Origin of the sequence: Streptomyces sp. enrichment culture (assembly GCF_964273255.1) — a bacterium.
Classification (GTDB): Bacteria; Actinomycetota; Actinomycetes; order Streptomycetales; family Streptomycetaceae; genus Streptomyces.
On record NZ_OZ186835.1, the window covers coordinates 3,817,501 to 3,833,649 of the forward strand.

The 16,149-nt window shown below is 69.5% G+C and carries 15 protein-coding genes and 2 rRNA genes (1 of these 17 only partly in view); 9 read left to right on the forward strand and 8 right to left on the reverse strand.

All coding sequences use genetic code 11. From position 1 onward, the window contains the following. The 3 genes from ACSU53_RS16470 to ACSU53_RS16480 form a co-directional block, all read left to right on the forward strand. Nucleotides 1–1,809 (forward strand): 23S ribosomal RNA (locus tag ACSU53_RS16470); it begins 1,315 nt to the left of the window's first position. 91 nt (nucleotides 1,810–1,900) lie between these two features. Then, nucleotides 1,901–2,017, forward strand: a 5S ribosomal RNA gene (rrf, locus tag ACSU53_RS16475). A gap of 108 nt (nucleotides 2,018–2,125) precedes the next feature. Then, nucleotides 2,126–2,674 (forward strand): GNAT family N-acetyltransferase, encoded by a 549-nt coding sequence (locus tag ACSU53_RS16480; protein ID WP_437028498.1) that lies wholly within the window; start codon nucleotides 2,126–2,128, stop codon nucleotides 2,672–2,674. On the opposite strand, the gene ACSU53_RS16485 is transcribed toward ACSU53_RS16480, so the two are convergent. From ACSU53_RS16485 to ACSU53_RS16510, 6 genes are all read right to left on the reverse strand, one after another. Next, on the reverse strand, nucleotides 2,663–4,249 hold the full coding sequence (locus tag ACSU53_RS16485; protein ID WP_437028500.1) for a type IV secretory system conjugative DNA transfer family protein: 1,587 nt from the start codon (nucleotides 4,247–4,249) through the stop codon (nucleotides 2,663–2,665). The genes ACSU53_RS16480 and ACSU53_RS16485 overlap by 12 nt on opposite strands. Nucleotides 4,250–4,274: 25 nt before the next feature. Next, nucleotides 4,275–5,684, reverse strand: coding sequence for an ATP-binding protein (locus ACSU53_RS16490; RefSeq protein WP_437028502.1), 1,410 nt, complete (start codon nucleotides 5,682–5,684; stop codon nucleotides 4,275–4,277). 12 nt (nucleotides 5,685–5,696) lie between these two features. After that, entirely contained in the window at nucleotides 5,697–7,253 is a 1,557-nt protein-coding gene (locus ACSU53_RS16495; RefSeq protein WP_437028504.1) for an SCO6880 family protein, read from the reverse strand. Continuing rightward, nucleotides 7,250–8,590 carry a hypothetical protein gene (locus ACSU53_RS16500; RefSeq protein WP_437028506.1) on the reverse strand — a complete coding sequence of 447 codons (1,341 nt, stop codon included), beginning with the start codon at nucleotides 8,588–8,590 and terminating at the stop codon, nucleotides 7,250–7,252. Before ACSU53_RS16500 ends, ACSU53_RS16495 begins: the two co-directional genes overlap by 4 nt. Then, nucleotides 8,580–9,413 (reverse strand): hypothetical protein, encoded by an 834-nt coding sequence (locus ACSU53_RS16505; RefSeq protein WP_437028508.1) that lies wholly within the window; start codon nucleotides 9,411–9,413, stop codon nucleotides 8,580–8,582. Before ACSU53_RS16505 ends, ACSU53_RS16500 begins: the two co-directional genes overlap by 11 nt. Before the next feature lie 198 nt (nucleotides 9,414–9,611). Further along, a complete protein-coding gene (locus tag ACSU53_RS16510; protein WP_006136301.1) occupies nucleotides 9,612–9,920 on the reverse strand; it encodes a hypothetical protein in 309 nt (102 codons plus the stop codon). 403 nt (nucleotides 9,921–10,323) lie between these two features. On the opposite strand from ACSU53_RS16510, the gene ACSU53_RS16515 reads away from it, so the two are divergent. From ACSU53_RS16515 to ygiD, 3 genes are all read left to right on the forward strand, one after another. Continuing rightward, entirely contained in the window at nucleotides 10,324–11,271 is a 948-nt protein-coding gene (locus ACSU53_RS16515) for an NlpC/P60 family protein (protein WP_437033240.1), read from the forward strand. 206 nt (nucleotides 11,272–11,477) lie between these two features. After that, nucleotides 11,478–12,182 carry a phosphatase PAP2 family protein gene (locus ACSU53_RS16520; protein ID WP_437028509.1) on the forward strand — a complete coding sequence of 235 codons (705 nt, stop codon included), beginning with the start codon at nucleotides 11,478–11,480 and terminating at the stop codon, nucleotides 12,180–12,182. Between the two features lie 140 nt (nucleotides 12,183–12,322). Beyond that, on the forward strand, nucleotides 12,323–13,279 hold the full coding sequence (ygiD, locus tag ACSU53_RS16525) for a 4,5-DOPA dioxygenase extradiol (protein WP_437028511.1): 957 nt from the start codon (nucleotides 12,323–12,325) through the stop codon (nucleotides 13,277–13,279). 106 nt (nucleotides 13,280–13,385) lie between these two features. Here ygiD and ACSU53_RS16530 read toward each other — a convergent pair whose 3' ends face one another. Then, nucleotides 13,386–13,556, reverse strand: a complete 171-nt coding sequence (locus ACSU53_RS16530; protein WP_362101230.1) for a hypothetical protein — start codon at nucleotides 13,554–13,556, stop codon at nucleotides 13,386–13,388. Nucleotides 13,557–13,661: 105 nt separating this feature from the next. Here ACSU53_RS16530 and ACSU53_RS16535 point away from each other — a divergent pair, with 105 nt between their 5' ends. After that, on the forward strand, nucleotides 13,662–14,507 hold the full coding sequence (locus ACSU53_RS16535; protein WP_437028513.1) for a hypothetical protein: 846 nt from the start codon (nucleotides 13,662–13,664) through the stop codon (nucleotides 14,505–14,507). Nucleotides 14,508–14,610: 103 nt separating this feature from the next. After that, complete coding sequence (locus ACSU53_RS16540; RefSeq protein WP_437028515.1) at nucleotides 14,611–14,811, forward strand: hypothetical protein; 201 nt, start codon at nucleotides 14,611–14,613, stop codon at nucleotides 14,809–14,811. Between the two features lie 104 nt (nucleotides 14,812–14,915). Here the strand turns inward: ACSU53_RS16540 and ACSU53_RS16545 are convergent, their stop codons facing one another. After that, a complete protein-coding gene (locus tag ACSU53_RS16545) occupies nucleotides 14,916–15,272 on the reverse strand; it encodes a metal-sensitive transcriptional regulator (RefSeq protein ID WP_362101237.1) in 357 nt (118 codons plus the stop codon). A 248-nt stretch (nucleotides 15,273–15,520) separates the two neighbouring features. Between ACSU53_RS16545 and ACSU53_RS16550 the strand changes: the two genes are divergently transcribed. Continuing rightward, nucleotides 15,521–16,141, forward strand: coding sequence for a DUF47 domain-containing protein (locus ACSU53_RS16550; protein ID WP_362101240.1), 621 nt, complete (start codon nucleotides 15,521–15,523; stop codon nucleotides 16,139–16,141). Nucleotides 16,142–16,149 lie beyond the last annotated feature (8 nt).

A 16,149-nucleotide genomic window follows, 5' to 3' on the forward strand; every position in this document is an offset into this window, starting at 1 on the left:
GTGTGCCGGGTGAAGCAGCGCCGGAAGGCAGTTGTGGACGGTTCACGAGTGAGAATGCAGGCATGAGTAGCGATTCACACGTGAGAAACGTGTGCGCCGATTGACTAAGGGTTCCTGGGTCAAGCTGATCTGCCCAGGGTAAGTCGGGACCTAAGGCGAGGCCGACAGGCGTAGTCGATGGATAACCGGTTGATATTCCGGTACCCGCTGTGGAGCGTCAAACATCGAGCATCGTGATGCTAAGGCCGTGAAGCCGCCGGCTGAGTCTTCGGACGAGGTCGGAGTGGTGGAGCCGCTGAACCAAGCGGTTAGTAGGTGAGTGATGGGGTGACGCAGGAAGGTAGTCCATCCCGGGCGGTGGTTGTCCCGGGGTAAGGGTGTAGCCCGAGTGGTAGGCAAATCCGCCACTCATCAAGGGTGAGACCTGATGCCGAGCCGATTGTGGTGAAGTGGATGATCCTATGCTGTCGAGAAAAGCCTCTAGCGAGTTTCATGGCGGCCCGTACCCTAAACCGACTCAGGTGGTCAGGTAGAGAATACCGAGGCGTTCGGGTGAACTATGGTTAAGGAACTCGGCAAAATGCCCCCGTAACTTCGGGAGAAGGGGGGCCATTCCTGGTGATCCGATTTACTCGGTGAGCTGGGGGTGGCCGCAGAGACCAGCGAGAAGCGACTGTTTACTAAAAACACAGGTCCGTGCGAAGCCGTAAGGCGATGTATACGGACTGACGCCTGCCCGGTGCTGGAACGTTAAGGGGACCGGTTAGCTCCATTTCGGTGGGGCGAAGCTGAGAACTTAAGCGCCAGTAAACGGCGGTGGTAACTATAACCATCCTAAGGTAGCGAAATTCCTTGTCGGGTAAGTTCCGACCTGCACGAATGGCGTAACGACTTCTTGACTGTCTCAACCATAGGCCCGGTGAAATTGCACTACGAGTAAAGATGCTCGTTTCGCGCAGCAGGACGGAAAGACCCCGGGACCTTTACTACAGTTTGATATTGGTGTTCGGTTCGGCTTGTGTAGGATAGCTGGGAGACTGTGAACTCTGGACGCCAGTTCAGGGGGAGTCGTCGTTGAAATACCAGTCTGGTCGTGCTGGATGTCTAACCTGGGTCCGTGATCCGGATCAGGGACAGTGTCTGATGGGTAGTTTAACTGGGGCGGTTGCCTCCTAAAGGGTAACGGAGGCGCCCAAAGGTTCCCTCAGCCTGGTTGGTAATCAGGTGTTGAGTGTAAGTGCACAAGGGAGCTTGACTGTGAGACCGACGGGTCGAGCAGGGACGAAAGTCGGGACTAGTGATCCGGCGGTGGCTTGTGGAAGCGCCGTCGCTCAACGGATAAAAGGTACCCCGGGGATAACAGGCTGATCTTCCCCAAGAGTCCATATCGACGGGATGGTTTGGCACCTCGATGTCGGCTCGTCGCATCCTGGGGCTGGAGTCGGTCCCAAGGGTTGGGCTGTTCGCCCATTAAAGCGGTACGCGAGCTGGGTTTAGAACGTCGTGAGACAGTTCGGTCCCTATCCGCTGTGCGCGTAGGAGTCTTGAGAAGGGCTGTCCCTAGTACGAGAGGACCGGGACGGACGAACCTCTGGTGTGCCAGTTGTTCTGCCAAGGGCATGGCTGGTTGGCTACGTTCGGGAGGGATAACCGCTGAAAGCATCTAAGCGGGAAGCCTGCTTCGAGATGAGGGCTCCCACCCACTTGATGGGGTAAGGCTCCCAGTAGACGACTGGGTTGATAGGCCGGATATGGAAGCACGGTAACGTGTGGAGTTGACCGGTACTAATAGGCCGAGGGCTTGTCCTCAGTTGCTCGCGTCCACTGTGTTGGTTCTGAAACCACGAACAACCCCACACCCGGGTTTCTGGGTGTGGTGCGGTTGAGTGTTTCATAGTGTTTCGGTGGTCATAGCGTAGGGGAAACGCCCGGTTACATTCCGAACCCGGAAGCTAAGCCTTACAGCGCCGATGGTACTGCAGGGGGGACCCTGTGGGAGAGTAGGACGCCGCCGAACAATACGTTGGGAAAGCCCCTGTGCCGTATGGCACGGGGGCTTTCTGCGTTCTCGGGGCGATGGTGCTCTACCGTTGCGGTCATGACTGCACGCCCCACAGGGAACCCCGTGATACGTCCCGTACTCGCAGAGGAATGGGCCGAGGTGAAGGAGTTGCGGCTGACGGCGCTGCGCGACCCGGTCGCCCACCTCGCCTTTCTCGAGACCTACGAGGAGGCCGCCGCGCGGCCCGACAGCTTCTGGCGCGACCGTACGGCCCGTGCCGCTCAGGAAGCGGGCGCCGTGCGGCAGTTCGTCGCCGTGACCGAGGCCGGCCAGTGGGTCGGGACGGTCGCCGTCCTGATCGAGGAGGCCGGGACGAAGGACTGGGCGGGACTGCCCGTGGAGCGACGCCAGGGGCATCTGATCGGCGTGTACGTCGCGCCGGACCACCGGGGCGGCGGGCTGACCCGAGCGCTGTTCGCCGCGGCCCTGGAGTGGGCGTGGCAGCGCGGAGCGGAGCGGGTGCGGCTTATCGTGCACCCGGAGAACGGGCGGGCGCTGGGCTTCTACCGCAAGGCGGGCTTCGTGCGGAGCGGGGTGACCGTGCCGTTGGCCGGGAAGCCGGGGGAGCACGAGTGGGAGATGGTGTACGAACGGTCCCGGTCAGACGGGTAGTTCGGCGTGGGGCCAGCGGGCGCGGGCCTGTTCGCGGGAGCGGAGGAGGGCCAGGGTCGCAAGGCCCTGTTCCGTACCGGTGGCCAGGAGCTCCGGGAGACGGGGGAGCGGTGCCACGGCGGCGACGTCGTCCAGGACGAGAGTGAGTGGTGGGTCGAGCCGACCGGAGGATGACCGTGCGGCCATGCGCCGGCCGTGCTCGACCACGCTTGAGGCGAGGGCCGTCAACAGGGGCATGGCCCCCGGGGCGGTGCGGGGATCCTCGATGCTTTCGCCCACCACATAGAGCGTGCCCCCTTCAGCGATGAAGGAATCCAGCGCGAGGGCATCATTTCGGTTGGGTGTGCAGGCCTCCCGCACGTTGACGATGGACAGGGCCGACAGCGCACGGGTCGTCAGCTGCTGGGCCATGTCGCGGCGTTCGGGGTGCGCGGTGAGGGCGGCTTCGAGTTCGCCGGCGGCGCCGGGAGCCGCCTTGGGGCTGGTGCGCAGGATGCGGACGGCGTCCTGGACCTGGAGGCCCTGCGCCCAGCGGTGGACGTGCCGGATCGTGCGGCCGTCGACGGCGGCGGCGTGCACGTAGCTGCGCAGGAGGAGTTCCGCGGTGTCGCTGACGGCCTGGTCGAGGCGTGAGGCGGGCCGGACCGGGGCGAGGAGGGCGGTGGCCCGGGCGACGGCGGTGTCCTTGTCCTCGCAGCCGGTCGTGGGGGACCAGTGCAGTCGGGCCGGTGTGTCGCAGCGGTGGGTCGGGTCGTAGAGGTGGGTGGGGCCGAGTTTGCCCCGGGCGTCCTTGGTCTCCTCCCACAGGGCGGGGTGGGAGGTGAGGACGAGGACGGGGCCCTCCGCGTCCCGCACGGCCTGGGCGGCGGCCGGGTGGCGGGTGCCGGGCGGGCCGTAGTGGACGGAGCCCGCGGTGCGGGACGTGTCCCAGCCGTTGGCGGAGGCTGCCTCCAGGAGGGGCGCGGGCGTCGCCCGGGGTGGAGGGGTCGCCGCTTCCGGAGAGGAAGGGATCGTTTCCGGAGAGGAGGGGATCGTTTCCGACGCTGCGTGCTCCGGTGGGGCCGCGGCGGGTGCGGTCGCCGTGGGGGGCTGCTCGGCTTCCGGTGTCCTCGGGGTCGGGACCTCGTGCACGACCGGCGTCCGCGGCTCCGAGGACTCCGGCTCCGGTCGGACGTGGGCCGGGACGGCCGTCTTCTCGGCGCGGCGCCGGGCGCGGCCGGCCCTCCAGCGGGCCATGGTGCCCAGCACGAACACCGTGAGCACGACGAGGACCATCAGCTGGCCGATGAACAGCCCCCAGAACAGGCCGTAGCCTGAGAGGGCGCCCGCCGGGGTGTCCGGCCAGGCGCCCGGCAGGTCGTGCGGTTCGGCGATGAGGGAGCGCATCGCCAGGGGCGTGCGGGCGAAGGTGACGCCGGACGGCCAGGCGCCGTGGGCCAGGAGGCCCGCGAGACCGGTGGCCGTCCACACCAGCGTCGTCATGCCGAGGAGGAAGCCGAGGACGCCGATCAGCAGCCCGTCCGGGATGCCGCCCCGGCCGTCCGCTCCCTCGCCGCGGCGGTCGTGCGCTCTCACGTGTGTCCTCCCCGCACCTGCTGGGCTACGCCACCGTCGATTCGGAGTCGCCGACATGGTGTTCCACGAAGGCCGCGGCCCGCTCCTCGGCCTCCAGTTCGGCGGCGCGCAGGGCGTCGTCGGTCAGGTCGGCGGACGATTCGGTCATCGCGCGGTCGGTGAAGACCAGCGGGCGCTCCGTCTCGGTGACGAGGTGCTTGACCACCTGCACGTTGCCGTTGACGTCCCACACGGCGATGCCGGGAGTGAGGGTCGGGATGATCTCCACGGCCCAGCGGGGCAGGCCCAGGACCCGTCCCGTCGCGCGGGCCTCGTCGGCCTTCTGGGCGTAGACGGTGCGGGTCGAGGCCATCTTCAGGATGGCCGCGGCCTCCTTCGCCGCCGCTCCGTCGACGACGTCGGACAGGTGGTGGACGACCGCGACGAAGGACAGGCCGAGCCGTCGGCCGAACTTCAGCAGCCGTTGGAACAGCTGGGCCACGAAGGGGCTGTTGATGATGTGCCAGGCCTCCTCGACCAGGAAGATGCGCTTCTTCCGGTCGGGGCGGATCCAGGTGTGCTCCAGCCACACGCCGACGATCGCCATGAGGATCGGCATGGCGATGGAGTTGCGGTCGATGTGGGACAGGTCGAAGACGATCAGTGGCGCGTCCAGGTCGATGCCGACGGTCGTCGGGCCGTCGAACATGCCGCGCAGGTCGCCGTCGACCAGGCGGTCCAGGACCAGGGCGACGTCCAGGCCCCAGGCCCGTACGTCGTCTATGGCGACGTTCATCGCCGCGGCCGACTCCGGCTCCGGGTGGCGGAGTTGCTCCACGATGTCGGAGAGCACCGGCTGGCGGTCCAGGATGGTCTCGGTGACGTAGGCATGCGCGACCTTGAGGGCGAAGCCGGCGCGCTCGTCGAGGCCGTGGCCCATGGCGACCTCGATGATGGTGCGCAGCAGGGCGAGCTGCCCGGTCGTGGTGATCGCCGGGTCGAGCGGGTTGAGCCGGATGCCGTGGTTGAGGGCGGCCGTCGGGTCGAGCCGGATGGGAGTTATGCCGAGTTCCTGCGCGATGAGGTTCCACTCGCCGACGCCGTCCTCGCCCTGGGCGTCCAGCACGACGACCTGGCGGTCCTTGAAGCGCAGCTGGCGCAGGACGTAGGTCTTCTCCAGGGCCGACTTGCCGTTGCCGGACTCGCCCAGCACCAGCCAGTGCGGTGCGGGCAGCTGCTGGCCGTAGAGCTGGAAGGGGTCGTAGATGTAGCCCTTGCCGGAGTAGACCTCGCGGCCGATGATGACGCCGGAGTCGCCCAGGCCGGGCGCGGCGGTCGGCAGGTAGACGGCCTGGGCCTGGCCGGTGGAGGTGCGCACCGGCAGGCGGGTCGTCTCGACCTTCCCGAAGAGGAAGGACGTGAAGGCGTCGGTGACGACGGACAGCGGATCCCGCATCGGACTCAGTCCCTACCTTCGGATGCCGGTGGCGAACGGGAGTGTGTTCACGAAGGCGCGGTGGTGCTCGCGGTCGCACCACTCGAGTTTCAGGTACGACTTGCCGGCCGACGCCCTTATCGTCCGCTTGTCGCGGGCCAGGGCCTCGGGTGAGCGGGAGGAGACGGTGATGTAGCCGACCAGGTTGACCCCGGCCGCGCCGCTGGCGAGGTCCTCGCCGCGCTGGTCGAGGCGGCTGTGGGCGGCGATGTCGCGCGGGTCGACGGTGCGGTTCATCTTGGCGGCGCGGGACGCCTCGGCGTCGTCGTTGGTCTTCTCCGTCAGCATGCGTTCGATGGCGACCTCGGTGGGTTCGAGGTCCATGGTGACGGCGACGGTGCGGATGACGTCGGGGGTGTGGACGAGGAGGGGAGCGAGGAAGTTGACGCCCACCGGGGTCATCGGCCATTCCTTCACCCAGGCGGTGGCGTGGCACCAGGGGGCGCGGGTGGCGGACTCGCGGGTCTTGGCCTGGAGGTAGGTGGGTTCGGTCGCGTCCAGTTCGGCCGGCCAGGCGTTGCGCTTCGTCATCGCCTGGATGTGGTCGATCGGGTGGTCCGGGTCGTACATGGAGTGGATCAGCGAGGACAGCCGGCTCTGGCCGAGCGGCTGCCGGACGCGGATGTCGGCCTCCTGGAGCCGGGAGCAGATGTCGGTGAGCTCGCGGGCCATCACGACGGCCAGGCCGGCGTCCCGGTCCACCCTGCGGCCCTGGGTGCGTACGGCCCGGGCCATGGCGTTGGCCTCGGCGGCCAGGTCGCGGGTGTAGTGCATGCAGGCGACGAGGTAGGCGCGGTGCTGTTCGCTGCTGGTGGACACCATGGACTGGAGCTGGTCGTAGGACTGCTGCAGCCACGGCAGCGCCTTGTCGTCGCCGCGCACGGCGACGTCCTTGGCGTGGGCGTCGGGGTCGGCGGGGAGGGTGCGGGCCAGCATTTGGAGGCGGGTGACGAAGCCGTCGCCGTTGGCGACGTGCTTGAGGAGGGTGCCGAAGCGGTCGACCAGGGCCTCCTGGTCCTCGGAGTCGCGCAGGCCGACGCCGGGGCCTTCGATCTCGATGGCCGCGGTGACGGTTCTGCGGTCGGCGTGCAGGAGCACGGCGATCTCGTCCGGGCCGAACGGTGCGGCGAGCCAGGTGATCCGGCCGATGCCGGGCGGCGGTCCGACCTCCACCTCGCGCCCGTCGAGGCGGGTGCCGGCTTCCACGACGGCGGAGCGGTAGGTGGCGCTGTTGCGCAGGGTGCGCTTGTAGCTGCGGTTGATCTCGAACCACTTGTAGAAGGTGCGGCCCTTGTAGGGCACGTACACCGCCGACAGGGCGATCATCGGGAGCCCGGCGAGCAGCACGATCCGCAGGGACAGGACGGGGACGAGGAGCCCGCACATCATGCCGAGGAACGCGCCCAGGACGATGAGCGCGATCTCGCCGGTCTCGCGGTTGCGGCCGATGATCGCGTTCGGCCGGGCGCGGCCGATCAGATACGTACGGCGGGGCGTGACCGGATGGGACACGTGGGACTCGGTCGTCAACGCCCTTCACCTCCCGTGCGGTTGGTACTGCTGTTGCGGGTGTTGCCGGCGTGCGGTGTGTTCACCGGGCTGGCGGCGCGCGGGGCGGGTGCGGCGGAGGGGACAGTTCCGCCGCCGTTCGCCGGGCGCGAGCTGTGGGCGGCCACGCCGCCGGAGGCGGGATTGGACGGGCGGGGGCCGGAGGACTGGCCGCCGCCCGCGTTGTGGTCGGCGCGGGTGCTGTGGGTCTTGATGCCCTGGGCGACCAGGGTCGCGGGCGAGCTGATGACGGCGGCCGCCTTGCCCTCGGCGCCCTGCATGATGCGGTTGTTGCGGGAGCCGGCGATCTCGTCGCCGAAGCCCGGCACGAAGCGGTAGATCATCGCGGAGGCGAAGATCGCCAGCAGGATGATGGCGAGTCCGGAGACGACCGCCGAGAACGCGTCGGGTCCGTCGTCGGCGGACAGGGCCCCGGCGAGACCCAGCACGATGACGATGACCGGCTTCACCAGGATCACGGCGATCATGATTCCGGCCCAGCGGCGGACGTGGCCCCACAGGTTCTTGTCGACCAGGCCCGCGTAGACGACGGTGCCGAGCAGCGCGCCGACGTAGAGCAGGGCGGCCCGGATGACGAGCTCCAGCCAGAGCACGCCGGCGGCGAGGATCGACACCAGGGACACGACGATCAGCATGATCGGGCCGCCGCCGATGTCCTCGCCCTTCTCCAGGGCGGCGGAGAAGGTGCCGAAGAAGGTGTCCGTCTGGTCGCCGGTCGCCTTGGCGAGCACGTCGGTGATGCCGTCGGTGGCCGAGACGACGGTGTAGAGGATCAGCGGGGTGAACGCCGAGGCGAGCACCGTGAGCCACAGGAACCCTATGGCCTCGGAGAGGGCGGTCGTGAGGGGAACGCCCCGGACGGCCCGCTTGGCGACGGCGAGCAGCCACAGGAGGAGGGTCAGGATCGTCGACGCGGCGAACACGACGGCGTACTGCTGGAGGAACATGGGGTTGGTGAAGTCGACGTGGGCCGTCTCCTGGACGGCCGCGCTGAGCTTCTTGACCGTCCAGGAGGCGGCGTCGGCGCAGCCCTGCGCGAGGGAGGCGAGGGGGTCGAGGGTGGAGGAGGGGTCGTTGAGGCGGTTGGCGCTGCCGCCACCGCTCTCGCCTCGTTCGCAGTAGTCCTTGGCGGGGCCGACGATGAGGTCGCAGTTGTCGTTCGACGGGGAGGGCGTCGGCGACGGAGAGGGGGATGGCGACGGGTCGGCGGCAGCGGGCTTGGCCAGCAGCAGGACGGTGGCCGGTACGGCAGCGACGGCCGCGGTGACCGACAGGGCACGGCGCGGATTACCGGGCATACGTGAGGCCTCCGTATTCCTTGACGGCCTTGGCCATCTCGTCGGCCGTGGACGCCCTGTGGTCGCCCGGGACAGGCGCGGGGCCGTCCTTCTGGGCGAAGCTGTCGACCTTCCAGTCGTCACCGGTCCAGTGCAGCTGAAGCGTCATGGTGAACCAGTCGCTGCTGACCGGGTTGGTCGTGCTTTCGCCTGCCGTACCGAAGACCCCGGTGCACCAGACCTCGACCGCGGCGGCGGTGTCCGAGTAGCTGGTGACCTTGGTGCCGATCGGCATGGTGCGCGAGACGTAGGTGCTGCCGGCGGCTGCGTTGCCCTTTTCGTCGAGGCCCAGGTTGTTCAGGAAGTCCTTGGTGTAGGCCTTGTTGAAACGCTCCTGCAGCGGCGCCTGCTTCTCCTGGACGAACACCTGCTGAACGATGGCGGTTCGCCGGTCCGGCTTGAGGATGTCCGACGACACCAGCACCACCGCATAGTTCGCCGCCGCGCTCTCCGCCCCCTGTCGGTCGTGGGCGAAGCCCGAGGGGATGCCGCCCGTTCTGGTGCTCACCGGCTTCTCGCCCGACGGGGCGGTGGCCGCCGCCTTGGGGGAGTCGGCCTCCGGGGTGCCGGATGCGGGACCGTCTCCCCCGCGGTTGGCGAAGGCGATGGCGGCGATGAGGAGGACCACCACGCCGACCACGGTGACCAGGCTGCGGGAGGACGAGCGGCCGGTTCTGCGCGCGCCGCCGTACGGACCGCCGCCGTTGCCCTCGGGCAGGCGGGTCCGGGTCTGGCCCGTGCCTCCGTAACCGCTGGTGGCCTCGTGCTCGTCTCCGAGACTCATGCCGCGTACGCCCCCTCGACGTCGTGCGGAAACACCTCGTACTCCGCGTACTCCTCGTACGACGGTAGCCGTGCTGGTCCCCGCGCGGGCGCGGTGTGGTGACTCGACATCAGGGAAACGCAACCTCAGCCGGTGGGCACGACGGGCGGGTGGGGTGGAGGGGTGCCGGGCGTGCCCGGTGGGGACCGATGGAGCGGGCTAGACGGCCATGCCGTACACGATGGTGAAGAGGGTGCCGAGTGAGCCGATGATGAACACACCCGTCAGGCCCGCGATGATGAGGCCCTTGCCCTGTTCGGCGCTGAACGTGTCGCGCAGGGCCGTGGCACCGATGCGCTGCTTGGCGGCGCCCCAGATGGCGATGCCGAGGCAGATCAGGATGGCGACCGCCATGACCACTTCGATCATGACCTTGGCCTCGTTGCCCAGGCTGCCGAAGGGGCCCCAGTCCGGAGCGATCCCGCCGATAATGGTGTTGATGTCTCCCTCGTCGGCCGCAAAGAGCATGTAAGTCACCGCCCCTGTTGGGTAGTTCCGCACCCTCTGCGGGCATGCAGAGGTCAGACCTCATTGTCGCCGACAAATGCGCCAACGCATGTCGACTTGGCGTCATTGGCTGGCGTGTTTTGTGTGAATGAAGAGTCGTATCGTCACTCTGTGTATCACGGTATGTTACGCCGGGCAATGAAGCCCGCGAAGAGAGCGGTACGCGTCCGGTGCCGGGGCCGGAGAGGGCCGGCCGGTGGGGGCGGCGCGGGTGGCGTGCGGGCGCGTGCGCGCCGGGTGGCGGCCGGGGGCCGCCTCTACACTGACGGCGGCGGTCGGACTCCCTCGGGGTGAAGGGCGGTTGACGGTGCGTAAGGCGTGGGTGGTGGCGGGCGTCGCGCTCAGCGGCGGGCTCGCCTTCGTCATGCTGCTCGTCGTGGGCGTCTATCTCGTCGCCGGGAACCTCGTCAACGGGGTGGGGGGCGGGGCCGCCAAGGCGCTGGCCAAGGGTGCCGTGCCGGCCGAGTACCAGGAGCTGGTGGCGAAGTGGGGCAACCTCTGCCCGGCCATCAATCCGGCGCTGCTGGCGGCGCAGCTCTACCAGGAGAGCGGGTTCAACCCGAGGGCGCAGAGCCACGCGTCGGCGCAGGGCATCGCGCAGTTCATCCCCGGTACCTGGGCCACGCACGGCATCGACGGGGACGGGGACGGCGACCGTGACGTGTGGGATCCCGCGGACGCGATCCCGTCGGCGGCGCAGTACGACTGCACGCTGGCGTCCTATGTGAAGGACGTGCCGGGGAATCCGACCGAAAACATGCTGGCCTCCTACAACGCGGGGGCCTATGCGGTGATCAAGTACGGGGGCGTGCCGCCGTACAAGGAGACGCGGAACTACGTGGCCCGGATCACCGCGCTGGAGAAGAGTTTCGCGGCGCCCGTCGGCCGGGTCGACCCCTCCCGGCAGGCCGCGGGGGCGATCGCGTACGCGCAGGAGAAGCTGGGCACGCCGTATCTGTGGGGTGGCAACGGCACCGCTGAGCAGGGCGGACGCTTCGACTGCTCGGGTCTGACGAAGGCCGCGTACGAGAGCGTGGGGATCACGCTGCCGCGGGTGGCGAACGATCAGTACAACGCGGGGCCGCACCCGGCGCGGGACGAACTGCTCCCCGGTGATCTGGTCTTCTTCTCTGACGATCCGACCGATTCGCGGGCCATCCGGCATGTGGGCATTTACGTGGGCGGTGGGTACATGATCGACGCGCCCCGGCCGGGGGCGGTGATCCGGTTCGACCCGATCGACACCCCCGACTACTTCGGTGCCACCCGGGTGACCGAAGATGGCGCGAAAGCGCTCCCCACTCCTGCGTAGCGGAGCGTGAACCCACCCCCTGAGCTGCGGAGATGAATCTCTCTTCGGTAACGTCTGGGTGATCATTCGGTGGACCGTGGAACGTATGGACGGGGGCCGTGCGTTCCTGTTGGCGTAGCCGGAAAGCGGATCTACACACCACGGGGGTGGACAGGGAAGGCGTGCACACCGTGTGCCGCACTACATGACGAAGGGGCCGCAGCACCATGGCTGGACTCGCCGAATCCGGGTCGAACCCCGACGTCGACCTGCTCTACGACATCAACGGCCTGGCCAAGGCGGCCCCGCCGTGGTTCGACCGCACCATGGAGTTCGTCGGCGAGTACGGGCTGCTGTTCGCCGTGGTCCTGATGGTCATGTGGTGCTGGTGGGGCGTGCGGAAGCGGGGCGGTGAGGACGCGGCGGTCTCGGTCGCGGCGCTGGTGTGGGCCCCGCTCGCGGCGGCCGTGGCGGTGCTGGTGAACGTGCCGATCCGGGGCATCGTCGAGCGGCCCAGACCCTTCCTCGACCACGACGGTCTGGAAGTGCTGGTCTCCGGCAAGACCGACTACTCGTTCGTGAGCGATCACGCCACCCTCAGCATGGCCCTGGCGGTCGGACTGTTCCTGGCCCACCGGAAGTTCGGCCTGGTGGCCATCGTGATGGCGGTGTTCGCCGGCTTCTGCCGGGTCTACATGGGCGTGCACTACCCGACGGACGTCATCGGCGGACTCGCGCTCGGCACGGCCGTCGCGCTGCTGCTGTCGCCGGCGGCGATGGCGCTGCTGACGCCGCTGATGCGGGCGATCGAACGGTCACCGAGGGCGGGATGGCTGATCACGGCCCACGGGCGGGACAGCGGGGGAGGCGGGGCGACGCGCGGTCCGCGCCGTGAGGCGTCCGGTCCCGGGGAGCGCGACCTGGCGGCCTGAGCGTCCGGGCGGGCCAACGGCGCGGAGCACGCCGGGTGCTGACGTGCCGTCGCAGCGGCGGGTCGCGGGCGTGGGCCGGTGACAGGACCTAGGCTCGCCGGGGAACCGGTCCCCGGCGAAGGGAAGCGTCCGTGCACGGCATGAGCGGTGTGAGCGGTGCGAGCGGCCCGGCGAGTGGCCAGGACGGCGGTGCGGGCGGCCCGGGCGCCGCAGCGGGGCGCGCGGGCGGGACGGGCGGGGCCGCCGGGACGGTGATGCCGGCCGCCTTCCTCGGCCACGGGAACCCGATGAACGCCCTGGAGCGGAACCGGTACACCGAGGCCTGGCGGCTGTTCGGCGCGTCGGTGCCGAGGCCGCGGGCGATCCTGGTGATCTCGGCGCACTGGTACACCAACGCCACCGCGGTCACCGCGATGCCCCGGCCGCGTACGATCCACGACTTCTACGGCTTCCCGCAGGAGCTGTTCGACGTCCAGTACCCGGCGCCCGGCGCGCCCGACGTCGCCGAGCTGGTGGCCGACGTGGTGAAGCCGACCTGGGTGGGGCAGGACATCGACAGCTGGGGCATCGACCACGGCACCTGGTCGGTGCTCGTGCACGCCTTCCCGGACGCGTCGATCCCGGTGGTGCAGCTCTCGCTCAACGCGTTCAAGGACTTCGACCACCACCTGAACCTGGGCCGCAGGCTGGCGCCGCTGCGGGAGCAGGGCGTGCTGATCATCGGGAGCGGCAACGTCGTGCACAACCTGCGGGCGGTGGACTTCCGGCAGCCGGACACCGGATACGACTGGGCGCTGCGCTTCGACGAGGTGGCCCGCGAGCGGCTGGCCGACGACCCGGCCGGGGTGGCCGCGCTGGACGGGCACCCGGACTTCGGCCGTGCGGTGCCGACGCCGGACCACTACCTGCCGCTGCTGTACATCGCCGGGCTGGCCGACACCCGGCCGCTGGACCTGCTGGTGGACGGGCACGCCGCCGGTTCGATCTCCATGGCGGCCTACACCCTGGGGCTGGACCGCGACCTGACGGGCGCGGTCGGCGACGAGCCCGCCGCCGATCTGCCCCCCGGTTTCCCGGCGCTCGACTCCAACATCTGAGTCGGCCGGACGCCTCCCCGGCGTTCTCCCGGCCGTCGGGGCGGTGCCGTCCCGTCCGCCGGGGCCGCCTCACCCGCCAGTACCCGCCGGTGTGGTGGCCCGGCGGTCACCCGGCCGTGTGCTTCTCGGCGTCGGTGCGGGCCTGACTGCGGGCCCTGCGGGCCGGGCCGCGCCAGCCGCAGGTGCAGCGGGCCGTGCAGAAGCGCCCCTGCTCCGCGGTGGTGGTGGAGTGTTCCTTCTGTCCGACGGGCTCGGGCCGTTCCTGCTGCTGCGCCACGCCGACCACGGTACCGCCCGTCCCGCCGCGCGTGACGGGGGCACCTACCGGTCGTTAACCGCAACGACAGCGGCCCGTGGCGGATGGAGCGGGGGTAGGCGGACGATGGCGGGAAGACCACTGCGGGGCGGGCGGGTGCGCCGGGCCGTCGGCGCGCTCGGAGCCGTCGGCTGTCTGGGCCTGACGGCCGGGGCGTGCGCGGAGAGCGGCGCGGTGACCGGGGGTGCCCCCGCCGGGGATCCGGTGACGGTGCTGCGGGGTGCCGCCGACGCGCTGGTGGAGGCCGGGAGCGCCCAGACCCGTACGTCGATGGAGATGGCCAGCGGCGGGACCCGGGTGACCATCCGGGGCGAGGGCGTGTACGACTTCCGTGCGCGGACGGGGCGGCTGAAGGTGCTGCTGCCGCAGGACCCGGCGGGCCAGGAGGTGCGGCGGCCGATCACCGAGCTGCTCGCTCCGGGCGCCCTGTTCATGAAGAACCGCGGGGCCGGGGTGCCCGCCGACAAGTGGGTGCGGGTGGACACCGGGACGCTGTCCGACGGGAACCTCGTCACCGGCGGGGCGACGGATCCGCTGGTCGCCGCCGAGGTGCTGCGCGGGACGCGGACGGCCGTGTTCGTCGAGCGGACCGAGGTCGCGGGCACCGCCGTGCGGCACTACCGCGGCACGGCGGACCTCTCGGCGGCGGCGCGCGACGCGGCGGAGCCGAACAGGGGGCCGCTGGGTGCGGCGGCGAAAGGGTTCGCCACCGCCGCGGTGCCGTTCGACGTGTATCTGGACGACGAGGGCCGCATCCGCAAGGTCCGGCACCGGTTCAGCTTCGTGAACGGTGCCGAGGAGCGGCCGGTCGAGGTGGCGTCCACCACCCTGCTGTTCGGGTTCGGGGCCCCGGTGCGGGTGCGGCTGCCCGCCGCGGACGACATCTACGCCGGCCGGATCGCCGAGGAGTGACCGGCGGGAACTAGCCCTTACGTGCCATGCGCGGCGCGTGGGCCGCTGCCTACCCTGGGTCCTGTCCGGCAGGCCCCGGGACGTCGGTGACGGCAGAGATGAGGTGACGCGCGTGGCCCCCCTCGGGATGGTCCAGGACCACGTGGCTCTCGCCGAGATAGAGCTGTGCGGAGACCTGATCATCGCGGCGTCCGCCGCGCAGGGTCGGCTGAGTCTGGAGAGCATCGACGAGGTGCTCCGGGTGGCCGAGGCGCGGACCGCGGCCCAGGAGTCCGGCCGGCGCGCCGGGCCGGGGCGGCGCTGACGGTCCGCCGCCCGCCCGGCCCTCGCGGGTCCGCCCGGCCCTCGTCCGCCCGGCCCTCGTGGCGGCCCCCCCGTGACGGTCCCCGTGACGGCCCCCCGTGACGGTCAGGTGCGCAGCATCCGGGCGATGGCCTGGGTGGCCTCCTTGACCTTGGCGTCGATCTCGTCGCCGCCCTTGACGGCCGCGTCGGCGACGCAGTGACGCAGGTGCTCCTCCAGGAGTTGCAGGGCGAAGGACTGCAGCGCCTTGGTGGAGGCGGACACCTGGGTGAGTATGTCGATGCAGTAGACGTCCTCGTCGACCATCCGCTGCAGACCGCGGATCTGTCCCTCGATGCGGCGCAGGCGCTTGAGGTGCTCCTGCTTCTCGTGGTGGTAGCCGTGGATGCCGCGGTCGTGGTCGGTGACGATCTCCGTCGCCTCGGAGGAGGGCGCTCCGGCGCCGGCCTCGGTGGTCGTCATCGCGTCCTCCTGTGGTGTGCTGCCGGTCGTGGTCCCGTATATACCCCTGCCGGGTATATGGTACCGAATTTCCCTGGGTATAGGACCTGTGGCCGGTGCCGTGCGCGACGGCCGGACGCGGACCTCGGACGGCCCCCGTGCGGAGCAGCGAGCCCGATGGGCGACACTGGGGGACGGCCCGTTAGTCGTGGCCGGATGATGCGCCTAGCATCAGCCTGACCGAACCCTCTGCACCCCGAGGACCCCACGTGCGCTTTCGTCTGACCCCCAGGGAGACGAGCTTCTATGACATGTTCGCCGCATCCGCGGACAACATCGTCACGGGCTCCAAACTCCTGATGGAACTGCTCGGGGCGGACTCCTCCGCCCGGGTCGAGATCGCAGAGCGTATGCGGGCCGCGGAACACGCGGGCGACGACGCCACGCACGCGATCTTCCATCAGCTGAACTCCTCGTTCATCACGCCCTTCGACCGCGAGGACATCTACTCCCTCGCCTCGTCCCTCGACGACATCATGGACTTCATGGAGGAGGCCGTCGACCTGGTCGTCCTCTACAACGTCGAGGAACTGCCCAAGGGCGTCGAGCAGCAGATCGAGGTGCTGGCGCGGGCCGCCGAGCTGACGGCCGAGGCCATGCCGAACCTGCGGACCATGGACAACCTCACCGAGTACTGGATCGAGGTGAACCGGCTGGAGAACCAGGCCGACCAGATCCACCGCAAGCTGCTGGCGCACCTCTTCAACGGCAAGTACGACGCCATCGAGGTGCTCAAGCTGAAGCAGATCGTGGACGTACTGGAGGAAGCGGCGGACGCCTTCGAGCACGTGGCGAACACGGTGGAGACCATCTCCGTCAAGGAGTCCTGACACCACCC

Excerpts from the sequence above, each read along its gene's own strand:
- ACSU53_RS16500 (WP_437028506.1), bottom strand. The coding sequence starts at position 8,590 with ATGCCCGGTAATCCGCGCCGTGCCCTGTCGGTCACCGCGGCCGTCGCT.
- ygiD (WP_437028511.1), top strand. The coding sequence starts at position 12,323 with ATGAGCGGTGTGAGCGGTGCGAGCGGCCCGGCGAGTGGCCAGGACGGC.
- ACSU53_RS16490 (WP_437028502.1), bottom strand. The coding sequence starts at position 5,684 with ATGCGGGATCCGCTGTCCGTCGTCACCGACGCCTTCACGTCCTTCCTC.
- ACSU53_RS16515 (WP_437033240.1), top strand. The coding sequence starts at position 10,324 with ATGCTGCTCGTCGTGGGCGTCTATCTCGTCGCCGGGAACCTCGTCAAC.
- ACSU53_RS16520 (WP_437028509.1), top strand. The coding sequence starts at position 11,478 with ATGGCTGGACTCGCCGAATCCGGGTCGAACCCCGACGTCGACCTGCTC.
- ACSU53_RS16505 (WP_437028508.1), bottom strand. The coding sequence starts at position 9,413 with ATGAGTCTCGGAGACGAGCACGAGGCCACCAGCGGTTACGGAGGCACG.
- ACSU53_RS16535 (WP_437028513.1), top strand. The coding sequence starts at position 13,662 with ATGGCGGGAAGACCACTGCGGGGCGGGCGGGTGCGCCGGGCCGTCGGC.
- ACSU53_RS16510 (WP_006136301.1), bottom strand. The coding sequence starts at position 9,920 with ATGCTCTTTGCGGCCGACGAGGGAGACATCAACACCATTATCGGCGGG.
- ACSU53_RS16545 (WP_362101237.1), bottom strand. The coding sequence starts at position 15,272 with ATGACGACCACCGAGGCCGGCGCCGGAGCGCCCTCCTCCGAGGCGACG.